The organism is Stenotrophomonas sp. STEN087 (genome assembly GCF_056759115.1).
Window position 1 is genome coordinate 1 of the sequence record NZ_JBRRCR010000064.1, and the last position, 24,657, is coordinate 24,657.

The following is a 24,657-nucleotide window of genomic DNA, read 5'->3' on the forward strand; positions in this document are numbered from 1 at the left end:
GGGGGCCGTGGGGGGGGGGGCCGCCGCTCCCACCCCCCCTTGGGTTTTTTTTTAATGCCTTCGTGTGTGGTTTGGCCGGGCGGGGGCCGGGCCCGGGCGCCGCCCCCCCCCCCCCGACTCTACCAGCGCGTTGAAATGGATGCCGGTACTCAAAACCAGCGCTGGAACAGCTCCACCGTATACCCCACCAGCTGCCCGGAACTGAAACCGAAGAAGGCGATCGCCACCAGCCCGGCAACCCAGTTGAACAGCATCAACGCGCCATCGCGCTCCAGCAGCGCCAGTGCGAACAACAACAGCTGGAAGCCGAACAGGAAGTTGGTGAACGGGATCGGCAGCGACAGCAGCACGCCCAGCAGCACCAGCAGCAGGCCGGTGAACGCATGCGCCGGCAGCGGGATCAGCAGCTGCGGCATGCGCGGCGACAGCATCCGGTCCAACCGCCGCAGCGGACGGTCGATGCGGTCCAGGAAGCTGTGCATGGTGCCGCGCTTTGGCCCGCGGCGGGCAATGAAACCCGGCAGCCACGGCTTGCGCCGGCAGAACAGCATCTGCAGCCCAATCAACACCACCAGCGGCCCGCTGACCGCGCCGCCCATGCCCGGGATCGGGATGAAGGAGGGCAGGATGGCGACGAACAGGAACACGCCGAAAGCGCTCTGCTGCAGGTCCTTCAGGATCTGCCCGAGCGGCATGTGCTCGGCCGGGTCGCCCGAAGCGAACATCGCCAGCAGGGTGCGGATGCCCTCGTTGCGGTAGACCGGGCGCTCCTCGCCCGATCCGTCGTGCGGCGCCTGGTTGGACTCAGGCGGTGAGCTCATCGGCCTGCTCGTCGGACAGGGTGCGCAGCAGCAGCTTGTCCACGCGCGCGCCGTCCAGGTCGACCACCTCGAACCGCCAGCCGGCCCAGTCGAAGTATTCGCCCGCATGCGGGATGCGGCCGAAGTAATGGATGCACATGCCGGCCAGCGTGTAGTAGTCGCCGTCCTCGGCGTCGGGTAGCTCGTTGCTGCCGATCAGTTCGCGCAGGTCCTCGATCGGCAGCGAACCATCCACCAGCAGCGAGCCGTCCTCGCGGGTCACCACCAGCGCGTCTTCGTCGGCGTTTTCCACTGCCTGCAGGCGGCCGACCACCGCGCCCATCAGGTCGCTGATGGTCACCAGGCCCTGGATCTCGCCGTACTCGTCCACCACCAGCGCCATCGACTGCTGTTCCTCGCGGAAGATCTCCAGCAGCTTCATCGCGTGGGTCGATTCGGAAACGTACAGCGGCTCGCGCAGGGTCTGGAACAGCGCGTTGTCACCGCGCGCCATGCGCGTGGCCAGCGACTTCAGTTCCAGGATGCCGACCACGTCCATGTCGTTGTCGCGCAGCACCGGGTACCGCGAGAACTCGTGCTCGGCCATGATTTCGAGGTTGCGCTCCAGCCCGGCCTGGGTGTCGAGCCAAGCGATGCGGTTGCGCGGGGTCATCAGGCTGTCGGCGGTGCGGTCGCCCAGGCGCATGACACGGTTCATCATGTCGCGCTCGTGGGTGTCGATCACGCCGGCCTCGTGGCTCTCGGCCACCAGCATGCGGATCTCTTCTTCGGTCACCTGGGCAGCCTCGTCCTGGCCCAGGCCCATCACCTTCAGCATCAGCTGGGTGGTCTTGGACAGCAGCCAGACGAAGGGCAGGGCCAGCTTGGCCAGCCAGCTCATCGGCATGGCCACCAGGCCGGCGATGGCCTCGGACCGGGTCAGAGCCAGGCGCTTGGGCACCAGCTCGCCGAAGATCAGGGTGATGAAGGTGATCAGGCTGACGGCCAGCACCGTGCCGATCTTGCCGGCATAGGCAAAGCCGGGCATCAGCCCCTCGATCCAGCCGCCGAAGGCTTCGCCCAGTGCCTCACCGCCCAGATAGCCGGTCAGGACGCCGATGACGGTAATGCCGATCTGGACGGTGGACAGGAAGCTTTCAGGCTTCTCGGAGAGCTCCAGCGCCTTGGCTGCGCGCTTGGAGGTGGCCGCCATCTGCTTCAGGCGGCTCTTGCGCGAGGTCATGACCGACATCTCGGACATGGCAAAGAAGCCGTTCAGAAGAACAAGCGCGAAAACAATCAGGATCATTTCAAACACGGGCGTCGTCCCCGGTTGGTGGCAGGGAGGGCGGGTGCTTGCAGTGGCGGCAGGCGCTCAGGAACGGGGTCCGGCGCGGCGCAGGGGGGTAAGGGTCGTCGTCCATAAGGTGCGCCCGGGGGCGCGCTGGCATCTTAGCAAAGGCCCATGGCAGGGTGGCAACTACCTGTTCAGGTTGGGGGTTTCCACCCCCTCTTGGGGGGCGGGGATACCCGGAATGGTCATCTAGCCGTCATAATTCGTCCTGGTGCCGTCCTTCCCGCGACGGCTGACAGGTTTCTCAATGTTCTCTCTGCAGACCATTTTCGGTTCCGGCAAACAGTTCTACACCCTGCTTGATGAGGCCGCCGTCGCGGCCAACGACGCCGCCAAGGCACTGCATTCGATGCTGCGCGAGGCCGACCGCCAGCCGGCGCTGGACGCCTTCAAGCTGGCCCGCCTGCGCGAGCGCGCGGCCTCGGACAAGATCAGCCAGGCGCTGGTGGACAGCTTCATGACCCCGATCGAGCGCGAGGACATCGAGGCGCTGGGTTCGGCCCTGTACAAGATTCCGAAGCAGATCGAGAAGTTCGCCGATCGCTATTCGCTGGCCACGACCCACCTGGAACACATCGACTTCGCGCCGCGCGCGGCGATGCTGGAACAGGCGGCCGGCGTGGTGGTGGAGATGGTGGCCGACCTGCGCCACATGAACCTGGACCGCATGACCGCGCTGAACGAGAAGCTGCGCTCGCTGGAGAACGAGGCCGACCGCCTGATGCTCGAGCTGTACCGCGACATCTACTCGGGCCGCCTCGACAACCTGCAGATGTTCCTGCTGAAGGAATTCTTCGAGATCCTGGAAAAGGCCATCGACCGCTGCCGCGAGGCGGGCGTCGTGGCGTACCAGATCGTCTTGAAGAACAGCTGACGGACGCCGCCGCATGTTGACCCTTGTCCTGGTGGTGATCCTGGCCGCGCTCGTCTTCGAGTTCATCAACGGCTTCCACGACACTGCCAATTCCATTGCCACCGTGGTGGCGACCAAAGTGCTTTCGCCCGGCTGGGCGGTGATGCTGGCGGCGGGCATGAACCTGCTCGGCGCGCTGACCGGCACCGCAGTCGCACTTACCATCGCCTCGGGCCTGCTCAACACCAACGTCGTGGATGTCACCCCGCAGGTGATCCTCTGCGCGCTGCTGGGCGGCATCATCTGGAACCTGATCACCTGGTGGAAGGGCCTGCCGTCCTCCTCCTCGCACGCCCTGATCGGTGGCCTGTGTGGCGCCGGCCTGGCCGCGGCCCACAACAACTGGGACGCGCTGATCTGGTCCGAGCGCCTGGGCAGCTGGGCGCAGAACAAGGGCCTGCTGTGGAAGGTGTTCGTGCCGATGATCACCTCGCCGATTGCCGGCTTCCTGCTCGGCATCGTGGTGATGGTGCTGCTGTGGGCGATCATCGCCGGTCTGGCCAAGATCGGCGGCGCCATCGGCCGCCTGGCGCGCCCGCGCATCGTCAATGCCTTCTTCGGCAAGGCGCAGATCGCTTCGGCGGCCTATATGGGCTTCGCCCACGGCCACAACGACGCGCAGAAGACCATGGGCATCATCGCCATGACCCTGATCGGTGCCGAAGCCACCGGCGCGTTGAACGACCTGCCGTCGTGGCTGGCCTTCATGCACCCGGACGCGCACGCCGGTGACGGCATCGCGATGTGGATCGTGCTGACCTGCGCGGTGGTGATGGCTGCCGGTACCGCCTCGGGCGGCTGGAAGATCATCAAGACCCTGGGCCACAAGATGGTCAAGCTGCACCCGATCCACGGCTTCGCCGCGGAGACCAGTTCGGCCACGATCCTGACCCTGGCCGCCCACTTCGGCATGCCGGTCTCGACCACCCACAGCATCTCCACCGCCATCATGGGCGTGGGCTTCGCCAAGAACCCGCGTTCACTGAGGTTCGGCGTGATCGAGCGCATCGTCTGGGCCTGGATCCTGACCATCCCCGCCGCCGGCGGCTGCGCGTACCTGATCCTGAAGCTGTTCGAGCTGTTCGGCTGGACCTGAGGCCAGCGGCCTTGGGGTCAGAGCCCTTTTCCTGCGGGAAAGGGATCCGACCCCTCGCCGTTCCGACAGCTCGCGGGAAACTGTCGAAGGCGGGGTGGGTCCGGTTGCGGGGGTGTGAGCGGCATGGATGCCGCGACCAAGCCCCCATGGATGGGTTTACGGCGTCCCCCCCGACCGGACCCGCCCCGCCATCCCACGGAATCCCGGCTTCTGCAGTTGCGTTTGCAGTTGCAGTTGCAGTTGCAGTTGATCCAGCGGGTGCCGGGCCGCAGACCCGGCCACCACCACCACCCATCAGTTGCGCTGGAACAGCGCCTTCACGTCATTCCGGAACGCCGCCTGGCTGTCCGCCCGGCTGTAGAACATATGCCCACCCGGATAGCTGCGCACCTGCACCCGATCCGGGTTGCTGCCCATCGTCGGCATCTGGTCCACCGTCAGGATCGAGCCCATGAACGGGCACGACAGGTCGTTCCAGCCATGCACGATCAGCACCTGCAGGTGCGGGTCGATCGCCACCGCCTGGCGCAGCTGGGTGACCGCTCCCTGGCGCAGCTCGCCACCGCGGTCCCACAGCCGGTTCACGTCGTAGTTCAGCGCCTGGTAGCGCGCATCGACCTTCCAGCCGACCACGCGGGTGACGAAGTCGACCATCGCCGTGGTCGTCGGCGCGATGATGCTGTCCAGCAGCGGATCATTGGCACGCTGTTCCGGATCGTTCGGGAACGGATCGAACGCGGTCACGTTGGAATCGTAGCGGCTGCCCAGCGTGCCCTTGTCGCGGAACACCTCGCGCAGGTAGGCCTGGGTTTCCAGGCGGCCACCGGCGCGGCGCACGAACTGCGGGTCAAGCCCGGTCAGCTCGGTCACCCGGCGCAGCATCGCCTCGGTCGCCTGCGGATCGCTGCGGCCCTTCATCAGCGCGGTGGCGTAGTCGCCACGGGTGTATTCGACCACTTCGCGCATCGCCGCATCGGTCAGCTTGCCCTGGCGCTCCAGGTGCGCCGCCGCGATCGACGGCAGCGTCTGCATCCACGCCATCGGCGAGACGTCGGCGTTGTCTTCCAGGGTCGGGCTCAGGTACGGCGACACCAGCACCAGGCCGTTCATCGCCACGCCCAGGCGCGTCTGCAGGTAGTGGGTGATGCGCGGGCCGCGGTAGCCGCCGTAGCTTTCGCCGGTCAGGTACTTGCGCGCGCCCATGCGCTGGTTGCGCAGCAGCCAGTCGTAGATCGAGCGCGACAGGTACTCGATGTCGGCGCTGGGGTTGTACAGCTGCTTCTTCGCCTCGTCATCGCCGATGCGTGCGCGGCTGAAGCCGGTGCCGACCGGGTCGATGAACACCAGGTCGGTGAAGTCCAGCCAGGTGCCCGGGTTGTCGTGCAGGGTGGCCGGTGCCGAGGCGCTGTCGCCTTCGGAACCGAAGGTGACCACCTTGGGCCCGATCGCGCCCATGTTGAGGTAGACCGACGATGCGCCCGGGCCGCCGTTGAGCGCGAAGGTCACCGGCCGGTCCTTGCCGGGCATGGTGTAGGCGGTGAACACCACATCGGCGATCACCTTGCCCTTGTCATCGCGCACCGGCAAGGTGCCGACGGTGGCGGTGTAGTCGAGGGTGCGGCCGGCCAGGCGGATGCTCTGGCGGACGGAGGCATCGGCCGGCAACGCGGGCGCCTCGGTCTTCTCCTCCTTGGCATCGGGCTTGGATTCGGCGGCCGACGCAGTGACGACGCAGGCGGGGGCAACGAGCAGGCCGACGCAGAGCGTGGCGATGTGCAGCAGGGACTTCATGGCACCAGGACGGTAGCGGAAGAGGGTCCTGATGCTAGGCCGCTGCCGCGCGTGCCGGATGTGTCCAAAGGCATGGCCGCGGCGGATCGCCGGTTGCAGCCAGATTCGGTCAAGCGGGAAGGACGCTGCGGTCGCCGTCGTCGGCCAGCAGGCCGTACACCGCCGAATCGGACAGCTCCCCCTGGATGCGCCAGCGCTGGCGCAGCACGCCTTCCAGGTGGAAGCCGAGGCGGTCGAGCACGTGCGCGGACGGGCGGTTGCGCGGGTCGATCTCCGCTTCAACCCGGTGCAGGCCCAGGGTGTCGAACAGATAGGTAACCACCTGCTGCAGCGCCTCGTGCATGTAGCCCTGGCCCTGCTTGCCCGGGGCCAGCAGGTAGCCGATCTCGGCGCGGGCTGCGTCGCGGTCCAGGGCGAACACCACGCAGATGCCCAGCAGCGGGCCGTCCAGTGATTCGCGCACCGCCAGCTTGAGCTGGGTGCCGGTGGTGTGCGCGGCGAGGTCGTCGTCGATCTGCGCGCGGGCCTCGGTCGGCCGCGTCCACGCCGGATGGTTCCAGAAGCGCATCACGTCCGGGTCGGACTGCAGGGCGAACAGGGCGGCCGCATCATCGCGGCGGATCGGGCTCAGGACCAGGCGCGCGCTGTGCAGCGGCAATCCCGGGAACAGCAGCGAGTGGCTGGCCAATACGAGGGTCCACGCAGATGAGGGGGCAGCCTGGGGTCGGATCCGTTTTCCGCGGGAAAACGGCTCTGACCCCGGTAACCCGGCACGACCAACATCGGGGTCAGAGCCCTTTCCTGCGGAAAGGGATCCGACCCCGCGCGGAGATCAGGCTTCCAGCGAAGCCAGGTCGCCCTTGCTCTCCAGCCAGCCCTTGCGATCAGATGCACGCTTCTTGGCCAGCAGCATGTCCATCAGCGAACGGGTCTGTTCGCCATCATCCACCGTCAGCTGCACCAGGCGGCGCGTATCGGGGTGGATGGTCGATTCGCGCAGCTGCGGCGGGTTCATTTCGCCCAGGCCCTTGAAGCGGGTGACGTTGACCGCGCCCTTGATCTTCTCGCGTTCGATCTTGTCCAGGATCGAGCGCTTTTCTTCCTCGTCCAGGGCGTAGAAGACCTGCTTGCCCACGTCGACGCGGAACAGCGGCGGCATCGCCACGAACACATGGCCGGCATCGACCAGCGCCGGGAAGTGCTTGAGGAACAGCGCGGTCAGCAGGGTGGCGATGTGCAGGCCATCCGAGTCGGCGTCGGCGAGGATGACGACCTTGCCGTAACGCAGGCCGGCGATGTCTTCCTTGCCCGGGTCGCAGCCGATGGCCACGGCCAGGTTGTGCACTTCTTCCGAGGCCAGCACGCTGTTGGACGACACTTCCCAGGTGTTGAGGATCTTGCCGCGCAGCGGCAGGATCGCCTGGAAGTCCTTGTCGCGGGCCTGCTTGGCGCTGCCGCCTGCCGAGTCACCTTCCACCAGGAACAGTTCGGTGCGCGACAGGTCCTGGCTGATGCAGTCGGCCAGCTTGCCGGGCAGGGCCGGGCCCTGGGTGACCTTCTTGCGGACGACCAGCTTCTCGGTCTTCAGGCGCGCACTGGCGCGCTCGATGGCGATCTGCGCGATCTTCTCGCCCAGCTCCACGTTCTGGTTCAACAGCAGGCTGAAGGCATCGTGGGCGGCGCCTTCGACGAAACCGGCGGCCTGGCGCGAGGACAGGCGTTCCTTGGTCTGGCCGCTGAACTGCGGGTCGGTCATCTTCAGCGACAGTACGAACGACACGCGGTCCCACACGTCTTCCGGGGCCAGCTTGACGCCGCGCGGCAGCAGGTTGCGGAAGTCGCAGAACTCGCGCAGCGCTTCGGTCAGGCCGGTACGCAGGCCGTTGGCGTGGGTGCCGTGCTGGGCGGTGGGAATCAGGTTGACGTAGCTTTCCTGCACCAGCTCGCCTTCCGGCAGCCAGGCCACGGCCCAGTCAACGATCTCCGTGTCCTTCTTCAGGTTGCCGACGAACAGATCGGCCGGCAGCGACTCGCGGTCGCCCAGCTCCATCTTCAGGTAGTCGCGCAGGCCGTCTTCGTAGTACCAGGTGTCGACTTCGCCGGTGGCTTCGTCGGTCAGCTTCACGGTCAGGCCCGGGCACAGCACGGCCTTGGCGCGCAGCAGGTGCTTGAGCGCACGCACGGCGAACTTGGGCGTATCGAAGTACTTCGGGTCCGGCCAGAAGCGCAGGCGGGTACCGGTGTTCTTCTTGCCGACCGTGCCGACCACTTCCAGCGGCGAGGCGCGGTCGCCATCGCGGAAGGTGATGCGATGCTCGGCACCGTCGCGCTTGATGTGGATTTCGACCAGGGTGGACAGCGCGTTGACCACGCTGACGCCCACGCCGTGCAGGCCGCCGGAGAAGGTGTAGTTGTTGTTGTTGAACTTGCCGCCCGCGTGCAGGCGGGTCAGGATCAGCTCGACGCCCGGGATCTTTTCTTCCGGATGGATGTCCACCGGCATGCCGCGGCCGTCATCGCTGACCTCCACGCTGCCGTCCTTGTACAGGGTGATCTCGATCGAGCGGGCGTGGCCGGCGAGGGCCTCGTCCACCGAGTTATCGATCACTTCCTGCGCCAGGTGGTTCGGGCGCGCGGTGTCGGTGTACATGCCAGGACGGCGCTTGACCGGGTCAAGGCCGGACAGGACTTCAATATCGGCGGCGTTATAGCGTGCGTTCATCTATCTTCAAAGCGCGGAGCGACGCGCAAGTGTGCGGCGTGGACGGGAATTTTGCACGCCTGCGGTTCAGCCTCGGCGCCGGGGAGGGGGTAAAATGACAGCCGCTGGAATCTGAACGCCGGCGCCCCCATGTCCAAGCCATACGCGAGGAGGACTCCATGAAGAAGTTGCTGACCATTGCGATCCTGGCCGCTGCCGCCGTTGCAGTGCCGCTGGTGATGGCGCAGAACGCAGGCCCGTCGGCCCCGCAGCAGGGTGACCAGGCGGATAAGGCCGCGCAGTCCGAGGCGGATGCCAAGGCCAAGCGCCGCGCCCAGGCCAATGCCGAAATGAAGGCCAAGGGCCAGCCGGTCCCGCAGCAGGAAGAAGAGGAAGAGGCGCGGAAGAAGAAGTAAGGCGCCCGCCGCCGAGGCTTCTGCCGCAAGGCTCTTGCCCCCGAACGCCCCGCAGTGCGGGGCGTTTTCTTTTAGTAGTGACGCCATCTGCCCCTTGGGTTGGCGGCCATCTATCTGTAAACTATGGCTTTCCGGGAGTAGTGCGTGTCCACCATTTGCGAATGGGCTGGACCGGCCATGCGTGGCCTCCAGCAATGCGGGTCGCAGGTGACGGTCGAATTGACCGGCACGGCCGCCCCGACCTCGCACGATGGTCCCCGTCCGGCGCCTGCCGCCGACCGGTCCCGCACCTCCCTCGCTGCCCCAGCGAACCGGAAAACCCCCTTTCTGCTCCACGCCCGCCCCTCGGGCAGGCGTGGCGCTGCCGTTTTCCATTTCCAGACAGGATGCTTGCAGCCATGACTCCCTTGATTTTCGTAACCGGCGGCGTGGTGTCCTCGCTCGGCAAAGGTATTGCCGCTGCGTCACTGGCCGCCATCCTCGAAGCGCGTGGCCTGAAGGTCACGATGATGAAGCTCGACCCGTACATCAACGTCGACCCGGGCACCATGAGCCCGTTCCAGCACGGTGAGGTTTACGTCACCGACGACGGCGCCGAGACCGATCTCGACCTGGGCCACTACGAGCGCTTCGTGCGTACCCGCCTGAGCCGCAAGAACTCGGTCACCACCGGCCGCATCTACGAGAACGTCATCCGCAAGGAGCGCCGCGGCGACTACCTGGGCGCCACCGTGCAGGTCATCCCGCACATCACCGATGAAATCCGCCGCTGCATCGACGAGGCCACCGAAGGCTACGACGTGGCCCTGGTCGAGATCGGCGGTACCGTGGGTGACATCGAATCGCTGCCGTTCCTGGAAGCGATCCGCCAGGTGCGCACCGAGCGCGGCCCGGAAAAGGCGCTGTTCATGCACCTCACCCTGGTGCCGTACATCGGCGCCGCCGGTGAGCTGAAGACCAAGCCGACCCAGCACTCGGTGAAGGAGCTGCGCTCGATCGGCATCCAGCCGGACGTGCTGCTGTGCCGTTCCGAGCAGGCCGTGCCGGATTCGGAGCGCCGCAAGATCGCCCAGTTCACCAACGTTTCCGAGCGCGCCGTCATCAGCGTGCCGGACGTCGACGTGCTGTACCGCATTCCGTCGGGCCTGCACGCGCAGGGCCTGGACGAGATCGTGGTCAACCAGCTGAAGCTGGCCGACAAGGTCGGCCCGGTCGACCTGTCGATGTGGGAGGACGCGGTCGATGCGACCCTGCACCCGCTGGACGAAGTGACCATCGCCGTGGTCGGCAAGTACGTCGACCACCAGGACGCCTACAAGTCGGTCGGCGAAGCCCTCAAGCACGGCGGCCTGCGTCAGCGCACCAAGGTCAACCTGAAGTGGCTGGAAGCGCAGGACCTGGAAGGCACCGACATGGCCGCGCTGGCTGATGTGGACGGCATCCTGGTGCCGGGCGGCTTCGGTGACCGTGGTTTCGAAGGCAAGGTGCTGACCTCGCAGTTCGCCCGCCAGAACAGCGTGCCGTACTTCGGCATCTGCTACGGCATGCAGGCGGCCGTGGTCGATTACGCGCGCCACGTGCTGGGCCTGGAAAACGCCAACAGCACCGAGAACGACCGCCAGTCGCCGGACCCGGTGATCGGCCTGATCACCGAATGGCGCACCGCCACCGGCGACGTCGAGAAGCGCGACGACAAGAGCGACCTCGGCGGCACCATGCGCCTGGGCCTGCAGGAGCAGCGCCTGAAGCCGGGCACCCTGGCCCGTGAGCTGTATGGCAAGGACGTGGTCTCCGAGCGCCACCGCCACCGCTACGAGTTCAACAACCGCTACCGCACCCAGCTGGAAGATGCCGGCCTGGTGATCTCGGGCAAGTCGATGGACGACACCCTGGTGGAAGTGGTCGAGCTGCCGCGTGACGCGCACCCGTGGTTCCTGGCCTGCCAGGCGCATCCGGAGTTCCTGTCCACGCCGCGCGATGGCCACCCGCTGTTCATCGGTTTCATCCGTGCCGCGCGTGAGCGCAAGGCCGGCGGCGCACTGCTGGCCGAAGCCCGCGCCTGACTTGTGAAGGGGGGCTTCGGCCCCCATCCTGCATGCTTCAACCCCAGCACGCCGGTTCTGCCGGCGTAGCGGACAACAAGGAAACGCCATGAAACTGTGTGGATTCGAGGTCGGGCTGGACCAGCCCCTGTTCCTGATCGCCGGCCCCTGCGTGATCGAGTCGATGCAGCTGCAGCTCGATACCGCCGGCAAGCTGAAGGAGATCACCGATCGCCTCGGCGTCAACTTCATCTTCAAGTCGAGCTTCGACAAGGCCAACCGTACCTCGGGCACCGCCTTCCGTGGCCCGGGCATGGAAGAAGGCCTGAAGGTGCTGGCCGAAGTGAAGAAGCAGATCGGCGTGCCGGTGCTGACCGACGTGCACGAATACACCCCGATGGACGAAGTGGCCTCGGTGGTGGACGTGCTGCAGACCCCGGCGTTCCTGGTCCGCCAGACCGATTTCATCCGCAAGGTGTGCGCGGCCGGCAAGCCGGTCAACATCAAGAAGGGCCAGTTCCTGGCGCCGTGGGACATGAAGCCGGTCGTCGAGAAGGCCAAGTCCACCGGCAACGAGCAGATCATGGTCTGCGAGCGTGGCGCCAGCTTCGGCTACAACAACCTGGTCAGCGACATGCGTTCGCTGGCGGTGATGCGTGATACCGGCTGCCCGGTGGTGTTCGATGCCACCCATTCGGTGCAGCTGCCGGGCGGGCAGGGCACCAGTTCCGGTGGCCAGCGCGAACACGTGCCGGTGCTGGCACGCGCGGCGGTGGCAGTGGGCATCTCCGGCCTGTTTGCCGAGACCCATCCGGATCCGTCCAAGGCGCTGTCCGATGGCCCCAACGCGTGGCCGCTGGACCAGATGGAAGCCCTGCTCGAGACCCTGATGGAGCTCGACGCGGTGACCAAGAAGCACGGTTTCTCGCGCTTCGCGTGAGTCTTGACCCGTGGGCGGCGCTGGAAGCCCAGCGTCGCCGGCGGCATTGGCGCAGCTGGCCGTGGGGCTGGGTGGCGCTGGCGCTGGACCTGCTCACCTGGGCGGCATTCGGCTACGCCGTGCTGCTGGGCGCTGCCGGCATGCGCATGCCTGGCGATGGTGCGGCCCCGCACTGGCAGGCCGTGATGCTCAAGGTTGCCTTCTGCGCGGCCGTCGTGATGTATGTGGCCAGTACCGCAAGCACCGTGCTGGGCTGGCGGCTGCAACGCGCGCGCGTCGGCGCTGCGCTGGCCGCGGTGCTGCTGGTCGTGCCTTCCATCCTGCTGGCGTGGACGCTGCTTGCCCAGCTGTGATGTTTCGTCCGTGGCCCCTGCGCCCATTCATGCGGTACCCATTCAGATGACGAGCGTGCTCCCGATGAGCCTGACCTCTTCCGCGCGCGTGCCGCGCCGACCCTGGCCCTGGGGCGCCTGCGCGCTGGGTCTTGCCGTGCTCGCCTGGGCCGCCCTGGGGGCAGGGCTCATGGTTTTCCTGTCTGCGATCGGCATGCCGGGCGACGGCAACCACGCGCTGGCCTCGAAGCAGTGGATCCTGATGCTGGCGATGGCCGTGCTGGCGCTGTCCGCGCTCGGCAGCGGCGTGGCCTCGGTACTGGCCTGGCGCACGCAGCGTGGCCGTGGCATGGCTGCGGTGGCGGCGTTGCTGCTGGCGCTGCTCGGCCTGCTGATCGCGGTGCCGCTGCTGGTGCAGGGGGCCGATCCGGTCGTGGCCAACGACACCATTTGGCAAGCGGCGGGCAGCCGGGGATAATCACGCGGCATTTCACATTTGTCGCATTCCCTCCTCCAGACAGGTAACCGGTCCGCTCATGAGTACGATCCGCAGCATCCACGCCCGTGAAATCCTCGACAGCCGTGGCAACCCCACGCTGGAAGCCGAAGTCATCCTGGAGGACGGTTCGTTCGGTCGCGCCGCGGTTCCCTCCGGCGCCTCGACCGGCACCAAGGAAGCGGTCGAGCTGCGTGACGGCGACAAGACCCGTTACCTGGGCAAGGGCGTGCGCAAGGCCGTCGAGAACGTCAACGGCGCCATCGCCAATGCACTGAAGGGCTTCGAAGCCGTCGACCAGGCCGGCCTGGATCGTCGCCTGATCGATCTGGACGGCACCGAGAACAAGGGCCGCCTGGGCGCCAACGCGCTGCTGGCCGTGTCGATGGCCGCCGCACATGCCGCCGCCGCTTCCAGCAAGCAGGCCCTGTGGCAGTATCTGGCCGCCAAGACCGGTGCGACCCCGTCGCTGCCGGTGCCGATGATGAACATCATCAATGGCGGCGCCCACGCCGACAACAACGTCGACTTCCAGGAATTCATGGTGCTGCCGGTGGGCTTCACCTCGTTCTCAGAAGCCCTGCGCGCCGGCACCGAAATCTTCCATTCGCTGAAGTCCGTGCTGAAGAGCCACGGCCTGAGCACCGCCGTGGGCGACGAAGGCGGCTTCGCGCCGGACTTCCGCAGCAACGTCGAAGCGCTGGACACCATCCTCGAAGCCATCGGCAAGGCTGGCTACACCGCCGGTGAAGACGTGCTGCTGGGCCTGGACGTGGCCTCCAGCGAATTCTTCGAGAACGGCAAGTACAACCTGGTGGGCGAGAACAAGCGCCTGACCTCCGAGCAGTTCGTCGACTTCCTCGCCGACTGGGCCGCGCAGTACCCGATCATCACCATCGAAGACGGCCTGGCCGAGAACGACTGGGCCGGCTGGAAGCTGCTGACCGACCGCATCGGCAAGAAGGTGCAGCTGGTGGGCGACGATCTGTTCGTCACCAACCCGAAGATCTTCCAGGAAGGCATCGACTCGGGCACCGCCAACGCGATCCTGATCAAGGTCAACCAGATCGGCACCCTGAGCGAAACCCTGGAAGCGATCGCCATGGCCGACCGTGCCGGCTACGCCGCCGTGGTCTCGCACCGTTCGGGCGAAACCGAAGACACCACCATCGCCGACATCTCGGTGGCCACCACCGCCACCCAGATCAAGACCGGTTCGCTGTGCCGCAGCGATCGCGTGGCCAAGTACAACCAGCTGCTGCGCATCGAGGAAGCCCTCGGCGCCAGCGCGCGTTACGCCGGTCGTGACGCGTTCGTGTCGCTGAAGCGCTGAGCCCATGCGCGACTGGCGCTGGCTGCTGTTGCTGCTGGCCCTGCTGCTGGCATGGCTGCAGTACCGTTTCTGGTTCGGCCCGGGCAATTCGGGTGAAGTGATGATGCTCGAAGCCCAGGTCGCCAACCAGGAGCGGGACAATGAAGGTCTGCAGCAGCGCAACGACGCGCTGGCTGCTGAAGTGAAGGACCTCAAGGAAGGCCAGGCCGCCATCGAAGAACGCGCGCGCAGCGAGCTGGGCATGATCAAGCCCGGCGAGAAGTTCTACCGCGTGGTGGAGGATGCGCCGGTCCGTCCGGCGCAGGCTGCACCGGTCGCGGCGCAGGTCGGCGACCACCCGGCGGACGTGCCGTGAGCGCGGCCATCTGGGCGGTCGTCCCGGCTGCCGGGCGCGGCACCCGTTTCGGCGCGCCGCTGCCCAAGCAGTACCTGCAGGCGGGCGGGCAGATCCTGCTCGCCCACACCCTGGATGCGCTGCTGGCGCACCCGGCGGTGGCCGGGGCGATGGTGGTCATCGGCGAGGACGATGCGGATTGGCCGGGCTGGACCGAGTGGTCCGGCAAGCCGGTGCTGACCTGCATCGGTGGTGCGACCCGCGCCGCCTCGGTGCTGGCCGGTCTGCAGGCCCTGCCGGACAGTGTGCGTGCCGACGAGTTCGTGCTGGTGCACGATGCCGCGCGGCCCAACCTGTCGCTGGCTGACCTCGGTCGCCTGCTGGAAGTGGGGCGTGCCGATCCGGTCGGCGCGATCCTTGCCGCACCCGTGCGCGATACCCTCAAGCGTGCCGGCGACGATGGTGGCATCGATGGCACCGAACCGCGCGAGCGCCTGTGGCGCGCGCTGACCCCGCAGCTGTTCCGTCGCCACCAGCTCATCCGCGCGCTGGCCGCTGCGGCCGCCAGCGGTGTCGACGTCACCGACGATGCCATGGCCATGGAGCGCCAGGGCCAGCGTCCGCTGCTGGTGGAAGGCAGCGAGGACAATTTCAAGGTCACCACGCCGGCCGACCTCGACCGTTTCGAATTCGTACTTTCCCGCCGCGCCGGCTGATCGCCCGCGCGGCCCTGCTGCAAGGGTTGCATCCATGAGCACCGCTCCGTTCCCGCCCGTCCGCATCGGCCAGGGCTACGACGTCCATGCCTTCGGTGAAGGCGACCACATCATGCTCGGCGGCATCCGCGTGGCACACAGCTGCGGCGTGCTGGCCCACAGCGATGGCGACGTCATCCTGCACGCGCTGTGCGATGCCATGCTCGGCGCCATCGCGCTGGGCGACATCGGCCAGCACTTCCCGCCCAGCGACGACCGCTGGAAGGGCGCCGACAGCAGTGATTTCGTCCGCCATTGCGACAGCCTGCTGCGCGAACGCGGCTGGCGCGTCGGCAACACCGACATCACCGTCATCTGCGAGCGGCCCAAGGTCGGCCCGCATGCGCTGGCCATGCGTGAACGCATCGGCGGCCTGCTGCAGCTGCCGCTGGACGCGGTCAGCATCAAGGCCACCACCTCGGAGAAGCTCGGCTTCACCGGCCGTGGCGAGGGCATCGCCGCGCAGGCCGTGGTCCTGCTGGTGGCGGCATGATTCCGTTGCCGCTGGCCTTTGGCGCGCCGCTGCTGAACGCGCGCATCCGCACCACGCCGGAGGATTTCCAGGTCGACGAACTGCCGGCCTTCGAAGCCACCGGTGAGGGCGAGCACCTGCTGCTGCACATCCGCAAGCGCGGCGCCAACACGGTGCACGTGGCCAAGGTGCTGGCGAAGTGGGCCGGCCTGCCGGAAATGGGCGTCAGCTACGCCGGCATGAAGGACCGCAACGCGGTCACCACCCAGCGTTTCAGCGTGCACCTGCCCAAGCGCATCGCCCCGGACCTGGCCACGCTGGCCAGCGACGAGATCGAAGTGATCGAGGCCATCTGGCACAACCGCAAGCTTCAGCGCGGTGCGCTGGCCGGCAATCGCTTCAAGCTGGTGCTGCGCGACGTGCAGGGCGATGCCGCGGCCATCGATGAGCGCCTGCAGCAGATCGCCACGCGCGGCCTGCCGAACTGGTTCGGCGAACAGCGTTTCGGTCGCGACGGTGGCAACGTGCCGGCCGCGCTGGCGATGTTCGGTGGCCGGCGCATGCGCCAGGACCAGCGTTCGCTGCTGCTGTCGGCTGCCCGCTCGGCGCTGTTCAATCGCGTGCTGGCCGCGCGCGTGGAGCAGGGCAGCTGGGACCAGCCGCTGGACGGCGAGGTGTGGATGCTCGACGGCAGCCGCAGCGTGTTCGGCCCAGAGCCGTACACCGATGTGCTGGCCGAGCGCCTGGCCCGCTTCGACATCCACCCCAGCGCGCCGCTGTGGGGCGAGGGCGAGCTGCGCAGCACCGACACCGCCCGCGCGCTGGAACTGGCCGCGCTGGACGATGAGGAATCGCAGGCCCTGCGTACCGGCCTGGAGGGCGCGCGCCTCAAACAGGAGCGCCGCGCGCTGCGCCTGCGTCCGGCGCTGCTGCAGCATCAGTGGCTGGCCGCGGACGTACTGGAGCTGTCGTTCGCCCTGCCGCCGGGCTGCTACGCCACGGCCGTGCTGCACGAGCTCGGCCCCGTCGAAGACGCCTCGCAGGCCTGACGGGCGGGTGGGGTGGGGGTATCCACGCCATGCGTGGATGAGGGACGCCGCGAGGAATCGTAGATCCACGCCATGCGTGGATGAGGGACGCCGCGAGGAATCGTAGATCCACGCCATGCGTGGATGAGGGCCGCCGGGTCGTAGATCCACGCCATGCGTGGATGAGGCGATCAGCGCCGTGCCAGCAGCACCAGCACTGCGCCGGTGCCACCCTGGCCGGTCGGTGCCGAGTGGAACGCGAGCACGTCGTTGCGCAGCCGCAGCAGGCGGTCGACCAGGTTCTTCAACACCGGCGCGCCGCCATCGGACTGCAGGCCCTTGCCGTGGATGATGCGCACGCAGCCGTACTCGTGCGCGTGCGCTTCCAGCAGGAACTGGCGCAGCAGCGTTTCGGCCTGCGCGGCGGTGGCGCCGTGCAGGTCCAGCTCGTCCTGTACCGAATACTGGCCGCGCTTCAGGCGCTGGAACATCCGCGGCGGCAGGTTGTCGCGGCGGTAGCTGGCGGTGTCGCCGGCTTCCAGCGGGCTGCTGTCGCGCAGCAGGCGGGCGAACTCGCCCGCGGCCTCGGCTTCGTCGCGTTCGGCCATGCGTGCGCGTGGCTTCGGTTTCGGCGCGGACGGTGCCGGCTCGACCTCCTTGCGCAGCGGCTTCACTTCGCCGATGGCCGAGCGGAACAGGGCGGCCGGATCTTCATCTTCAGGGTGCGACATGCGCACAGGGTAAACCGCCCGCGCGGGTCTGCCTATGTCGATTCGATGACGCGCATCACCACTGGCAGGGTAGGACCGGCGGCCCGCTTGCGGCACAATACCCGACGCACTTGCGCGATCGCCGGTTCCCGAGAGGGGCGCGGCCGGTCCCGCCCACGCGACAAGGTGACGGAATCGAATTCTTGGAAAATCAAGCGGTTAAATCGAAGATGCGCATCCTGGTCAGTAACGATGATGGCGTCGACGCCGCAGGCATCCGGATGCTTGCCGCCGTGCTGCGCGAGGCCGGCCATGAAGTGACGGTGGTCGCACCCGACCGCGATCGTTCCGGTGCCAGCAATTCGTTGACGCTGGACCTGCCGATCCGGCTCAAGCGCATCGACCACTACACCGTCTCGGTGGCCGGTACCCCGACCGACTGCGTGCACTTGGCGCTGACCGGCCTGCTCGAATTCGAACCTGACATTGTCGTTTCCGGCATCAACAACGCCGCCAACCTTGGCGATGACGTCATCTATTCGGGCACCGTCTCGGCGGCGATGGAAGGTCGCTTCCTCGGCCTGCCGGCGGTGGCCGTGTCGCTGGTCACCCGCAACCACGACCCGAAGCACTTCGAGACCGCCGCGCGTGCCGCGGTGGAGATCGTCGCCCGGCTGAAGGCCGATCCGCTGCCGGCCGACACCATCCTCAACGTCAACGTGCCCGACCTGCCGTGGAATGAGGTCAAGGGCTTCGAAGTGACCCGCCTGGGCAACCGCCATCGCGCCGAAGGCTGCATCGCGCAGAAGGATCCTCGTGGCAACGAGGTGTACTGGATCGGCCCGGCCGGCCGCGAGCAGGATTCCGGCCCCGGTACCGACTTCCATGCGGTGCGCACTGGCCATATCTCGATCACCCCCATCCAGGTCGACCTGACCCGCTACCAGGCACTGGAGAAGGTGGCCAGCTGGGTCGGCGGCCTCAGCGCCGCGCTGGACCAGCCGGCATGAGCCCGCGCCTGCGCCTGCAACCGGAAGCCGTCGGCATCGGCATGACTTCGCAGCGCGTGCGCGACCGCCTGGTCGACCGCCTGCGCGAAGCCGGCATCGTCGACGAGTCCACGCTGAACGCGATCCGGGTGGTGCCGCGCCATCTGTTCATCGACGAGGCGCTGGCCTCGCGCGCCTACGAAGACACCGCGCTGCCGATCGGCCATGGCCAGACCATCTCGCAGCCGTGGGTGGTGGCGCGGATGACCGAAGCGGTGCTGCAGGTCGCGCCGAAGAAGGTGCTGGAAGTGGGCACCGGTTCGGGCTACCAGGCCGCCGTGCTCGGCGCCGTGGGCCTGGAGGTCTACACCGTCGAGCGCATCGGCGATCTGCTGCGCCAGGCGCGCAAGCGCTTCCGCGCGCTGGGCATGAACATCCGCACCAAGCATGACGACGGCCGGGTCGGCTGGGCCGAACACGGTCCCTTCGATGCGGTGGTGGTCACTGCCGCGGCACCGGCCCTGGTCGATGCCCTGGTCGAGCAGCTGGCGGTCGGTGGGCGCCTGGTGGCGCCGGTCGGTGGGCCGGGCGGGCAGTCGCTGGTGCAGCTGGACCGCAGGGAAGACGGCAGCATCGAACAACGCGTGCTGGCACCGGTCACGTTCGTGCCGCTGCTGTCTGGCATGCTCGATTGAATCCACGGAGCAGGGTTGCATGAAGATTTTCGGGCCGCTGTACGAGCGGGCGATGAAGTGGGCGGCGCACGAACGCGCGCCGACCTACCTGACGGTATTGAGTTTCTTCGAAGCCATCATCTTCCCGGTCATGCCGGAAGTGATGCTGGCGCCGATGTGCGTGGCCCAGCCCAAGCGCGGCTGGTGGTTCGCCACGCTCAGCCTTGCCGGCTCCATGGTCGGCGCGGTGGTCGGCTACGCGCTGGGTCATTTCGCGTTCGAAGCGATCAAGCCGCTGTTCGAGGCGCTGGGCATGCTGCCGGCCATCGAGCAGGGCATCGCCACGGTGCAGGCCAAGATGGCCGAGTCGCCGTGGGCGGTGTTCACCTTCCTGGTGCTGGGCGGCTTCATGCCCATCCCGATGAAGGTCTTCACGTGGGCTTCGGGTATCGTCGGCGTGCCGATGCCACAGTACCTGCTGAGCATGTTGATCGGCCGCGGCAAGCGCGTGTACGTGCTGGCTGCGGTCATCCGCATCGGCGGTGCGCGTGCCGAAGCGGCGCTGCGTCGCTGGATTGAACCGCTGGGCTGGATCGCCACCGTACTGGTGGTGGGGCTGGTTGCCTGGCTTGTATGGAGGTCGAAGTTCGCATGAGTGCAGATCGTCTGAGCAAGGGAGTGCGCGTCGGCGCGCTGGCGTTGCTGGTATCCACCCTGGCCGCCTGTGGCACCGCCACCGTCGTCCGCCCCGGCGGCAGCAGCGGTGGCAGCACTGTCAGCACGCCGAAGGCCTCGGTGCCCAAGCCCGGGCAGACCGTGGTCGTGCGCAAGGGCGACACGATCTATGCGCTGGCCCGCATCCATGACATCACTCCGGCCGACCTGATCGCCTGGAACCGCCTGGACAACCCGTCGCAGATCTATCCGGGCCAGGTCATCCGCCTGTACCCGGCCGGTGCCACCGGCGGTCGCGCGCCGACCACGGTGGTGACCCCGCCGCGCGGCAGCGCAGGCACGACCACCCCGGCGCCTGCGCCGGTGGCGACGGCGCCGGTAGGGCCGGTGAAGAGCAACATCGACTGGCGCTGGCCGGCCGATGGCGCGATCGTCGGCCGCTACGTGGCCGGTGACGCGACCAAGCAGGGCGTGGACATCGCCGGCACCAGCGGCGCCGCCGTGCGCGCCACCGCCAACGGCGTGGTGGTGTATTCCGGTGCCGGCCTGGTCGGCTACGGTGAGCTGATCATCATCAAGCACAGCGACCAGTGGCTGTCGGCCTATGGCCACAACCGCAAGCGCCTGGTCAACGAAGGCCAGAACGTCAAGGCGGGCGAGCAGATCGCCGAGATGGGCCGCACCGGTGCGAACCGCGACATGCTGCACTTCGAGATCCGCTACAACGGTAAGCCGGTCGACCCGCAGCAATACCTGCCGGCACGTTGATCGTCGATTCGCTTTCTGGGCGGATCCCCGGCCCGGCGTAGCACGCCGGGCGTTCGCCGACGGCGCGGCCCATGGGCCGCAAACGCCGACGGCTCACCCGCTACAACGGCAAGCCGGTCGACCCGCAGCAGTATCTGCCTGCGCGCTAGCGCGGCAGATACGGGTAGCGCCGGGCCACGCCCGGCGGCTCCTGCGTCAACCTTCCAGAATGAAGGCGGCGGCGACCTTGCGGCCTTCGCCGGCAAGGATGTTGAACGTGCGCGCGGCGGCCGGGTTGTTCATCACTTCCAGGCCGATGCCACGCGACAGGCAGGCGGCCATCACCGCGGCCGGCGGAAACACCTGGCGGTCGCCGGTGCCCAGGACGATCAGCGCCGGATTCAGCGCAAGAATCGCTTCGATGTCGGCCAGCTGCAGGTCCGCGGCCTGGCGCACCGGCCACTGCGCGACCAGCTGGTCGGGGGTCAGGAAGAAGCTCTGCCCCAGCACCTGGTCGTTGACCTTGGCCGAGCGGCCGTCGGCAGCGCGCAGGCTGTAGGCGTAATCGGGCGGTTCGTGGTTCAGCTGCATGGGGGCAGGGCGATCAGCCGCGCGGCAGCACGATCTGGCGCTGTTCCTTGCTCGGGCGGTACAGCACGGCAACGTGGCCGATGCGCTGCACCAGCGCCGCCTCGGTGGCTTCGACGATCTCGGCGATCATCGCGTCACGGGCGTCGCGGTCCTCGGCGGCAACCTTCACCTTGACCAGTTCGTGGCGCTCCAGGACTTCGTTCAGCTCGGCGATGAAGGCCGGCGTGATGCCCTTGCCGCCGGTCTGCAGCAGGGCCTTGAGGTCGTGGGCGTGGCCGCGCAGGAAACGGGTCTGGGAGGCGGTCAGTGCGATGGACATGCAGGAAAAGGGGGTTGAATGGGACGATCAGGGTATCATGACGATCCCATCAGCCCCTATTTCCAATGGCCACCCGTAGCAAAAGCAGCCAGCGCTGGCTCAAGGAACACTTCTCCGACCCCTTCGTGAAGAAGGCGCAGGCCGAAGGCATGCGCTCGCGCGCGGCCTACAAGCTCGAGGAGCTCCTCGAACGTGACCGCCTGCTGAAGCCGCACATGGTGGTCGTCGACCTCGGCGCGGCCCCGGGCGGCTGGTCTCAGCAGGTCCGGAGACAGATTGGCGACACCGGCCGCGTGCTCGCGCTGGACATCCTGGACATGCCGCCGCTGGCCGGCGTGGAGTTCCTTCACGGTGACTTCAGGGAAGAAACCGTCCTATCGCAGTTTGAAGCCATGCTCGGGGATCAGCCGGTAGACCTTGTGCTGTCGGACATGGCCCCCAATAAGAGTGGTGTGGGTGCGGTCGACCAGCCGCGGATGATGCACCTGGCCGAGCTTGCGCTGGACTTCGCCGACAACCACCTCAAGACCGGTGGGGCGTTCCTGATCAAGCTGTTCCAGGGCGAAGGCTTTGACGACTACGTGCGCGAGATGCGCCGCCGGTACGACAAGGTCTCCATCCGCAAGCCGGAAGCATCGCGCAAGCGCTCGCCCGAGGTGTATGCCTTGGGACAGGGAAAACGCGCCCACATGAAGTAAGCTCGCCGAGTACGCTCGACCCCAACGCAAGACCCGCACTAAGAGGAACGCCGGAGCCAATGAGGATGAACGACTTGACCAAGAACCTCCTGCTATGGGTGGTCGTCGCCGTCGTGCTGATGGTGGTCTTCCAGAGCTTCTCGCCCAAGTCCTCCGGGGCCGGGGCGCAGGGCGCGACGTATTCGCAGTTCCTGGACCAGGTGGACAGCGGCAACGTGCAGAAGGTCACCTTCGGTGGCGATTCGCGCGGCCTGACCAACCAGCTCACCTACACCACCCGTGGCGGCCAGACGGCCACCATCGCCGCGCCGGCTGATCGCGACCTGATCAACGTGCTGCGCACCAAGAACGTGGACATCGTGCAGGAAGAGCCGTCCAGCGGCATTTCCTTCGCGGCGATCCTGATGAACTTCCTGCCGGTCATCCTGATCATCGGCTTCTGGCTGTTCATCATGCGCCAGATGCAGGGCGGTGGCGGCGGTGCCAAGGGCGCGATGTCCTTCGGCAAGTCACGCGCCAAGCTGCAGGGCGAGGACCAGATCAAGGTCACCTTCGCCGATGTCGCCGGCTGCGACGAGGCCAAGGAAGAAGTGGGCGAACTGGTCGACTTCCTGCGCGACCCGTCCAAGTTCACCAAGCTGGGCGGCAAGATCCCGCGCGGCGTGCTGATGGTGGGCCCGCCGGGTACCGGCAAGACGCTGCTGGCCAAGGCCATCGCCGGCGAAGCCAAGGTGCCGTTCTTCTCGATCTCCGGTTCGGACTTCGTGGAAATGTTCGTCGGCGTCGGCGCCAGCCGCGTCCGCGACATGTTCGAGCAGGCCAAGAAGCACGCGCCGTGCATCATCTTCATCGACGAAATCGACGCCGTCGGTCGCCACCGTGGTGCCGGCCTGGGCGGCGGTCATGACGAGCGCGAGCAGACCCTGAACCAGCTGCTGGTCGAAATGGACGGCTTCGAGGGTGGTGAGGGCGTGATCGTCATCGCCGCGACCAACCGTCCGGACGTGCTGGACCCGGCGCTGCTGCGCCCGGGCCGTTTCGACCGCCAGGTCGTGGTCGGCCTGCCGGACGTGAAGGGCCGCGAGCACATCCTGAAGGTGCACATGCGCAAGCTGCCGCTGGCCGACGACGTCGAGCCGATGGTGATCGCGCGTGGTACCCCGGGCTTCTCCGGCGCCGACCTGGCCAACCTCTGCAACGAGGCTGCCCTGTTCGCTGCGCGTGGCAACGAGAAGGAAGTCCGCATGGACCACTTCGACCGTGCCCGCGACAAGATCCTGATGGGTGCCGAGCGCCGCTCGATGGCCATGAGCGAGGAAGAGAAGACCCTGACCGCCTACCACGAGGCAGGCCACGCCATCGTCGGCCGCCTGGTGCCCGAGCATGATCCGGTCTACAAGGTCACGATCATTCCGCGCGGTCGTGCGCTGGGCGTGACCATGTACCTGCCGGAAGGCGACAAGTATTCGATGAACCGCGTGGCGATCAAGTCGCAGCTGTGCTCGCTGTACGGCGGCCGCGTGGCCGAGGAGCTGATCTTCGGCGCCGACAAGGTCACCACCGGTGCGTCCAACGACATCGAGCGTGCCACCAAGATGGCCCGCAACATGGTCACCAAGTGGGGTCTCTCGGACCAGCTCGGCCCGATCGCCTATGGCGAAGAGGATGACGAGGTGTTCCTGGGCCGTTCGGTCACCCAGCACAAGAGCGTGTCCAACGACACCGCGCGCCGCATCGACGAGGAAGTGCGCAACATCCTCGACGAGGCCTACGCACGCACCACCGAGCTGATGACCGCCAACCTGGACAAGCTGCACGCGATGTCGCAGCTGCTGCTGCAGTACGAGACCATCGACGCGCCGCAGATCGACGCCATCATGGAAGGCCGCGATCCGCCGACGCCGGCTGGCTGGAACAAGTCCAACAAGGACGGTGGTGGCAACGACAAGGGCGGCGACGCCCGTCCGCTGCCGCCGATCGCCGGCCCGGCCGAGTCGCACTGACGGCCCGCCATTGCTGATCGCAGACGAGGCCGGGGAAACCCGGCCTCGTTGTTTCCGGGCCCAGACGCCCGATTGAATTCACCGCCTTACGCTGGAGCCTGCATGTCCGTTCCCCCGCCGCAACCGATCTCCCATACCGTTGAAATGGTCATCGCGACCATCGTCGGTGTCGCCGTGGGCCTGAGCGTGGACAACCTGCTGCTGGGCTGTGGTGTCGGCATCGCCGTCGGCATCCTGCTGAGCATCATCAAGACGCTGTACGTGGACCGGAAGCGCCGCCGGCAGCGTTGAGGGTTTTCTCTTGGCAGGGCTGCGCCCTGCACCTGCAGAAGCAACGTCAACGTCAACGTCAGAAGCCTGCATTCCGTGGGATGGCGGGGCGGTGTGGGTGGGCAGGACACGCCGTAAACCCATCCATGGGGGCTCGATGGCGCCATCCATGGCGCCA

27 protein-coding genes are annotated in these 24,657 nt (G+C 67.3%); 19 read left to right on the forward strand and 8 right to left on the reverse strand.

The annotated features are described in order from the left end of the window. Window positions 1–149: 149 nt before the first annotated feature. Window positions 150–821, reverse strand: coding sequence for an exopolysaccharide biosynthesis protein (locus ACVOK1_RS15185; RefSeq protein WP_108768454.1), 672 nt, complete (start codon window positions 819–821; stop codon window positions 150–152). Further along, window positions 805–2,109, reverse strand: a complete 1,305-nt coding sequence (locus ACVOK1_RS15190) for a hemolysin family protein (RefSeq protein ID WP_079221422.1) — start codon at window positions 2,107–2,109, stop codon at window positions 805–807. Before ACVOK1_RS15190 ends, ACVOK1_RS15185 begins: the two co-directional genes overlap by 17 nt. Window positions 2,110–2,401: 292 nt before the next feature. Here ACVOK1_RS15190 and ACVOK1_RS15195 point away from each other — a divergent pair, with 292 nt between their 5' ends. Then, complete coding sequence (locus ACVOK1_RS15195; RefSeq protein ID WP_079221423.1) at window positions 2,402–3,028, forward strand: DUF47 domain-containing protein; 627 nt, start codon at window positions 2,402–2,404, stop codon at window positions 3,026–3,028. 13 nt (window positions 3,029–3,041) lie between these two features. Further along, window positions 3,042–4,163 carry an inorganic phosphate transporter gene (locus tag ACVOK1_RS15200; RefSeq protein WP_108768456.1) on the forward strand — a complete coding sequence of 374 codons (1,122 nt, stop codon included), beginning with the start codon at window positions 3,042–3,044 and terminating at the stop codon, window positions 4,161–4,163. A gap of 294 nt (window positions 4,164–4,457) precedes the next feature. Here ACVOK1_RS15200 and ACVOK1_RS15205 read toward each other — a convergent pair whose 3' ends face one another. The 3 genes from ACVOK1_RS15205 to parE form a co-directional block, all read right to left on the reverse strand. Continuing rightward, window positions 4,458–5,954 carry a S10 family peptidase gene (locus ACVOK1_RS15205; protein WP_108768457.1) on the reverse strand — a complete coding sequence of 499 codons (1,497 nt, stop codon included), beginning with the start codon at window positions 5,952–5,954 and terminating at the stop codon, window positions 4,458–4,460. A gap of 109 nt (window positions 5,955–6,063) precedes the next feature. After that, entirely contained in the window at window positions 6,064–6,642 is a 579-nt protein-coding gene (locus tag ACVOK1_RS15210; RefSeq protein WP_108768458.1) for a GNAT family N-acetyltransferase, read from the reverse strand. 144 nt (window positions 6,643–6,786) lie between these two features. Further along, entirely contained in the window at window positions 6,787–8,676 is a 1,890-nt protein-coding gene (parE, locus tag ACVOK1_RS15215) for a DNA topoisomerase IV subunit B (protein WP_079221427.1), read from the reverse strand. Between the two features lie 158 nt (window positions 8,677–8,834). On the opposite strand from parE, the gene ACVOK1_RS15220 reads away from it, so the two are divergent. The 10 genes from ACVOK1_RS15220 (at window position 8,835) to truD (ending at window position 16,824) form a co-directional block, all read left to right on the forward strand. Continuing rightward, window positions 8,835–9,071 (forward strand): hypothetical protein, encoded by a 237-nt coding sequence (locus ACVOK1_RS15220; RefSeq protein WP_108768460.1) that lies wholly within the window; start codon window positions 8,835–8,837, stop codon window positions 9,069–9,071. A 398-nt stretch (window positions 9,072–9,469) separates the two neighbouring features. Then, window positions 9,470–11,134, forward strand: coding sequence for a CTP synthase (locus tag ACVOK1_RS15225; RefSeq protein WP_079221429.1), 1,665 nt, complete (start codon window positions 9,470–9,472; stop codon window positions 11,132–11,134). Window positions 11,135–11,222: 88 nt separating this feature from the next. Next, window positions 11,223–12,053: a 3-deoxy-8-phosphooctulonate synthase gene (kdsA, locus tag ACVOK1_RS15230; protein ID WP_079221430.1), complete on the forward strand. Its 831-nt coding sequence runs from the start codon at window positions 11,223–11,225 to the stop codon at window positions 12,051–12,053. Beyond that, the gene (locus ACVOK1_RS15235; RefSeq protein ID WP_481562553.1) at window positions 12,050–12,406 is read left to right on the forward strand and encodes a hypothetical protein; all 357 of its coding nucleotides are present in this window, start codon (window positions 12,050–12,052) and stop codon (window positions 12,404–12,406) included. The genes kdsA and ACVOK1_RS15235 overlap by 4 nt, the downstream gene beginning before the upstream one ends. A 64-nt stretch (window positions 12,407–12,470) precedes the next feature. Then, entirely contained in the window at window positions 12,471–12,863 is a 393-nt protein-coding gene (locus ACVOK1_RS15240) for a hypothetical protein (RefSeq protein ID WP_481562554.1), read from the forward strand. Between the two features lie 58 nt (window positions 12,864–12,921). Continuing rightward, on the forward strand, window positions 12,922–14,214 hold the full coding sequence (gene eno / locus ACVOK1_RS15245; RefSeq protein ID WP_406232042.1) for a phosphopyruvate hydratase: 1,293 nt from the start codon (window positions 12,922–12,924) through the stop codon (window positions 14,212–14,214). A 4-nt stretch (window positions 14,215–14,218) separates the two neighbouring features. Next, entirely contained in the window at window positions 14,219–14,569 is a 351-nt protein-coding gene (gene ftsB / locus ACVOK1_RS15250; RefSeq protein ID WP_079221434.1) for a cell division protein FtsB, read from the forward strand. Continuing rightward, window positions 14,566–15,264, forward strand: a complete 699-nt coding sequence (gene ispD / locus ACVOK1_RS15255; RefSeq protein WP_164074790.1) for a 2-C-methyl-D-erythritol 4-phosphate cytidylyltransferase — start codon at window positions 14,566–14,568, stop codon at window positions 15,262–15,264. The genes ftsB and ispD overlap by 4 nt, the downstream gene beginning before the upstream one ends. A gap of 34 nt (window positions 15,265–15,298) precedes the next feature. Further along, window positions 15,299–15,796, forward strand: a complete 498-nt coding sequence (ispF, locus tag ACVOK1_RS15260; RefSeq protein ID WP_313179694.1) for a 2-C-methyl-D-erythritol 2,4-cyclodiphosphate synthase — start codon at window positions 15,299–15,301, stop codon at window positions 15,794–15,796. Beyond that, window positions 15,793–16,824, forward strand: a complete 1,032-nt coding sequence (truD, locus tag ACVOK1_RS15265) for a tRNA pseudouridine(13) synthase TruD (RefSeq protein ID WP_481562555.1) — start codon at window positions 15,793–15,795, stop codon at window positions 16,822–16,824. Before ispF ends, truD begins: the two co-directional genes overlap by 4 nt. Before the next feature lie 170 nt (window positions 16,825–16,994). On the opposite strand, the gene ACVOK1_RS15270 is transcribed toward truD, so the two are convergent. Beyond that, window positions 16,995–17,534 (reverse strand): Smr/MutS family protein, encoded by a 540-nt coding sequence (locus ACVOK1_RS15270; protein ID WP_108768465.1) that lies wholly within the window; start codon window positions 17,532–17,534, stop codon window positions 16,995–16,997. Window positions 17,535–17,743: 209 nt separating this feature from the next. Here ACVOK1_RS15270 and surE point away from each other — a divergent pair, with 209 nt between their 5' ends. Genes surE through ACVOK1_RS15290 form a run of 4 tightly spaced genes read left to right on the forward strand, consistent with a single transcriptional unit; the run spans window position 17,744 to window position 20,619 of the window. Further along, the gene (gene surE, locus ACVOK1_RS15275) at window positions 17,744–18,523 is read left to right on the forward strand and encodes a 5'/3'-nucleotidase SurE (protein ID WP_108768466.1); all 780 of its coding nucleotides are present in this window, start codon (window positions 17,744–17,746) and stop codon (window positions 18,521–18,523) included. Further along, a complete protein-coding gene (locus ACVOK1_RS15280) occupies window positions 18,520–19,197 on the forward strand; it encodes a protein-L-isoaspartate(D-aspartate) O-methyltransferase (RefSeq protein ID WP_108768467.1) in 678 nt (225 codons plus the stop codon). Before surE ends, ACVOK1_RS15280 begins: the two co-directional genes overlap by 4 nt. A gap of 19 nt (window positions 19,198–19,216) precedes the next feature. Next, window positions 19,217–19,831 carry a YqaA family protein gene (locus tag ACVOK1_RS15285; protein WP_108768468.1) on the forward strand — a complete coding sequence of 205 codons (615 nt, stop codon included), beginning with the start codon at window positions 19,217–19,219 and terminating at the stop codon, window positions 19,829–19,831. Further along, window positions 19,828–20,619: a peptidoglycan DD-metalloendopeptidase family protein gene (locus ACVOK1_RS15290; RefSeq protein WP_108768469.1), complete on the forward strand. Its 792-nt coding sequence runs from the start codon at window positions 19,828–19,830 to the stop codon at window positions 20,617–20,619. Before ACVOK1_RS15285 ends, ACVOK1_RS15290 begins: the two co-directional genes overlap by 4 nt. A 195-nt stretch (window positions 20,620–20,814) precedes the next feature. Here ACVOK1_RS15290 and ACVOK1_RS15295 read toward each other — a convergent pair whose 3' ends face one another. Together ACVOK1_RS15295 and yhbY are read right to left on the reverse strand one after the other, a co-directional pair. Continuing rightward, window positions 20,815–21,189 carry an Mth938-like domain-containing protein gene (locus ACVOK1_RS15295; RefSeq protein ID WP_108768470.1) on the reverse strand — a complete coding sequence of 125 codons (375 nt, stop codon included), beginning with the start codon at window positions 21,187–21,189 and terminating at the stop codon, window positions 20,815–20,817. A gap of 13 nt (window positions 21,190–21,202) precedes the next feature. Continuing rightward, on the reverse strand, window positions 21,203–21,508 hold the full coding sequence (gene yhbY, locus ACVOK1_RS15300) for a ribosome assembly RNA-binding protein YhbY (RefSeq protein WP_079221444.1): 306 nt from the start codon (window positions 21,506–21,508) through the stop codon (window positions 21,203–21,205). Between the two features lie 65 nt (window positions 21,509–21,573). On the opposite strand from yhbY, the gene rlmE reads away from it, so the two are divergent. From rlmE to ACVOK1_RS15315, 3 genes are all read left to right on the forward strand, one after another. Next, window positions 21,574–22,206, forward strand: a complete 633-nt coding sequence (gene rlmE, locus ACVOK1_RS15305; RefSeq protein WP_008265654.1) for a 23S rRNA (uridine(2552)-2'-O)-methyltransferase RlmE — start codon at window positions 21,574–21,576, stop codon at window positions 22,204–22,206. 65 nt (window positions 22,207–22,271) lie between these two features. After that, a complete protein-coding gene (ftsH, locus tag ACVOK1_RS15310; protein ID WP_481562556.1) occupies window positions 22,272–24,209 on the forward strand; it encodes an ATP-dependent zinc metalloprotease FtsH in 1,938 nt (645 codons plus the stop codon). A gap of 102 nt (window positions 24,210–24,311) precedes the next feature. After that, on the forward strand, window positions 24,312–24,500 hold the full coding sequence (locus ACVOK1_RS15315; protein WP_108768472.1) for a hypothetical protein: 189 nt from the start codon (window positions 24,312–24,314) through the stop codon (window positions 24,498–24,500). The last annotated feature ends 157 nt before the right edge of the window (window positions 24,501–24,657 follow it).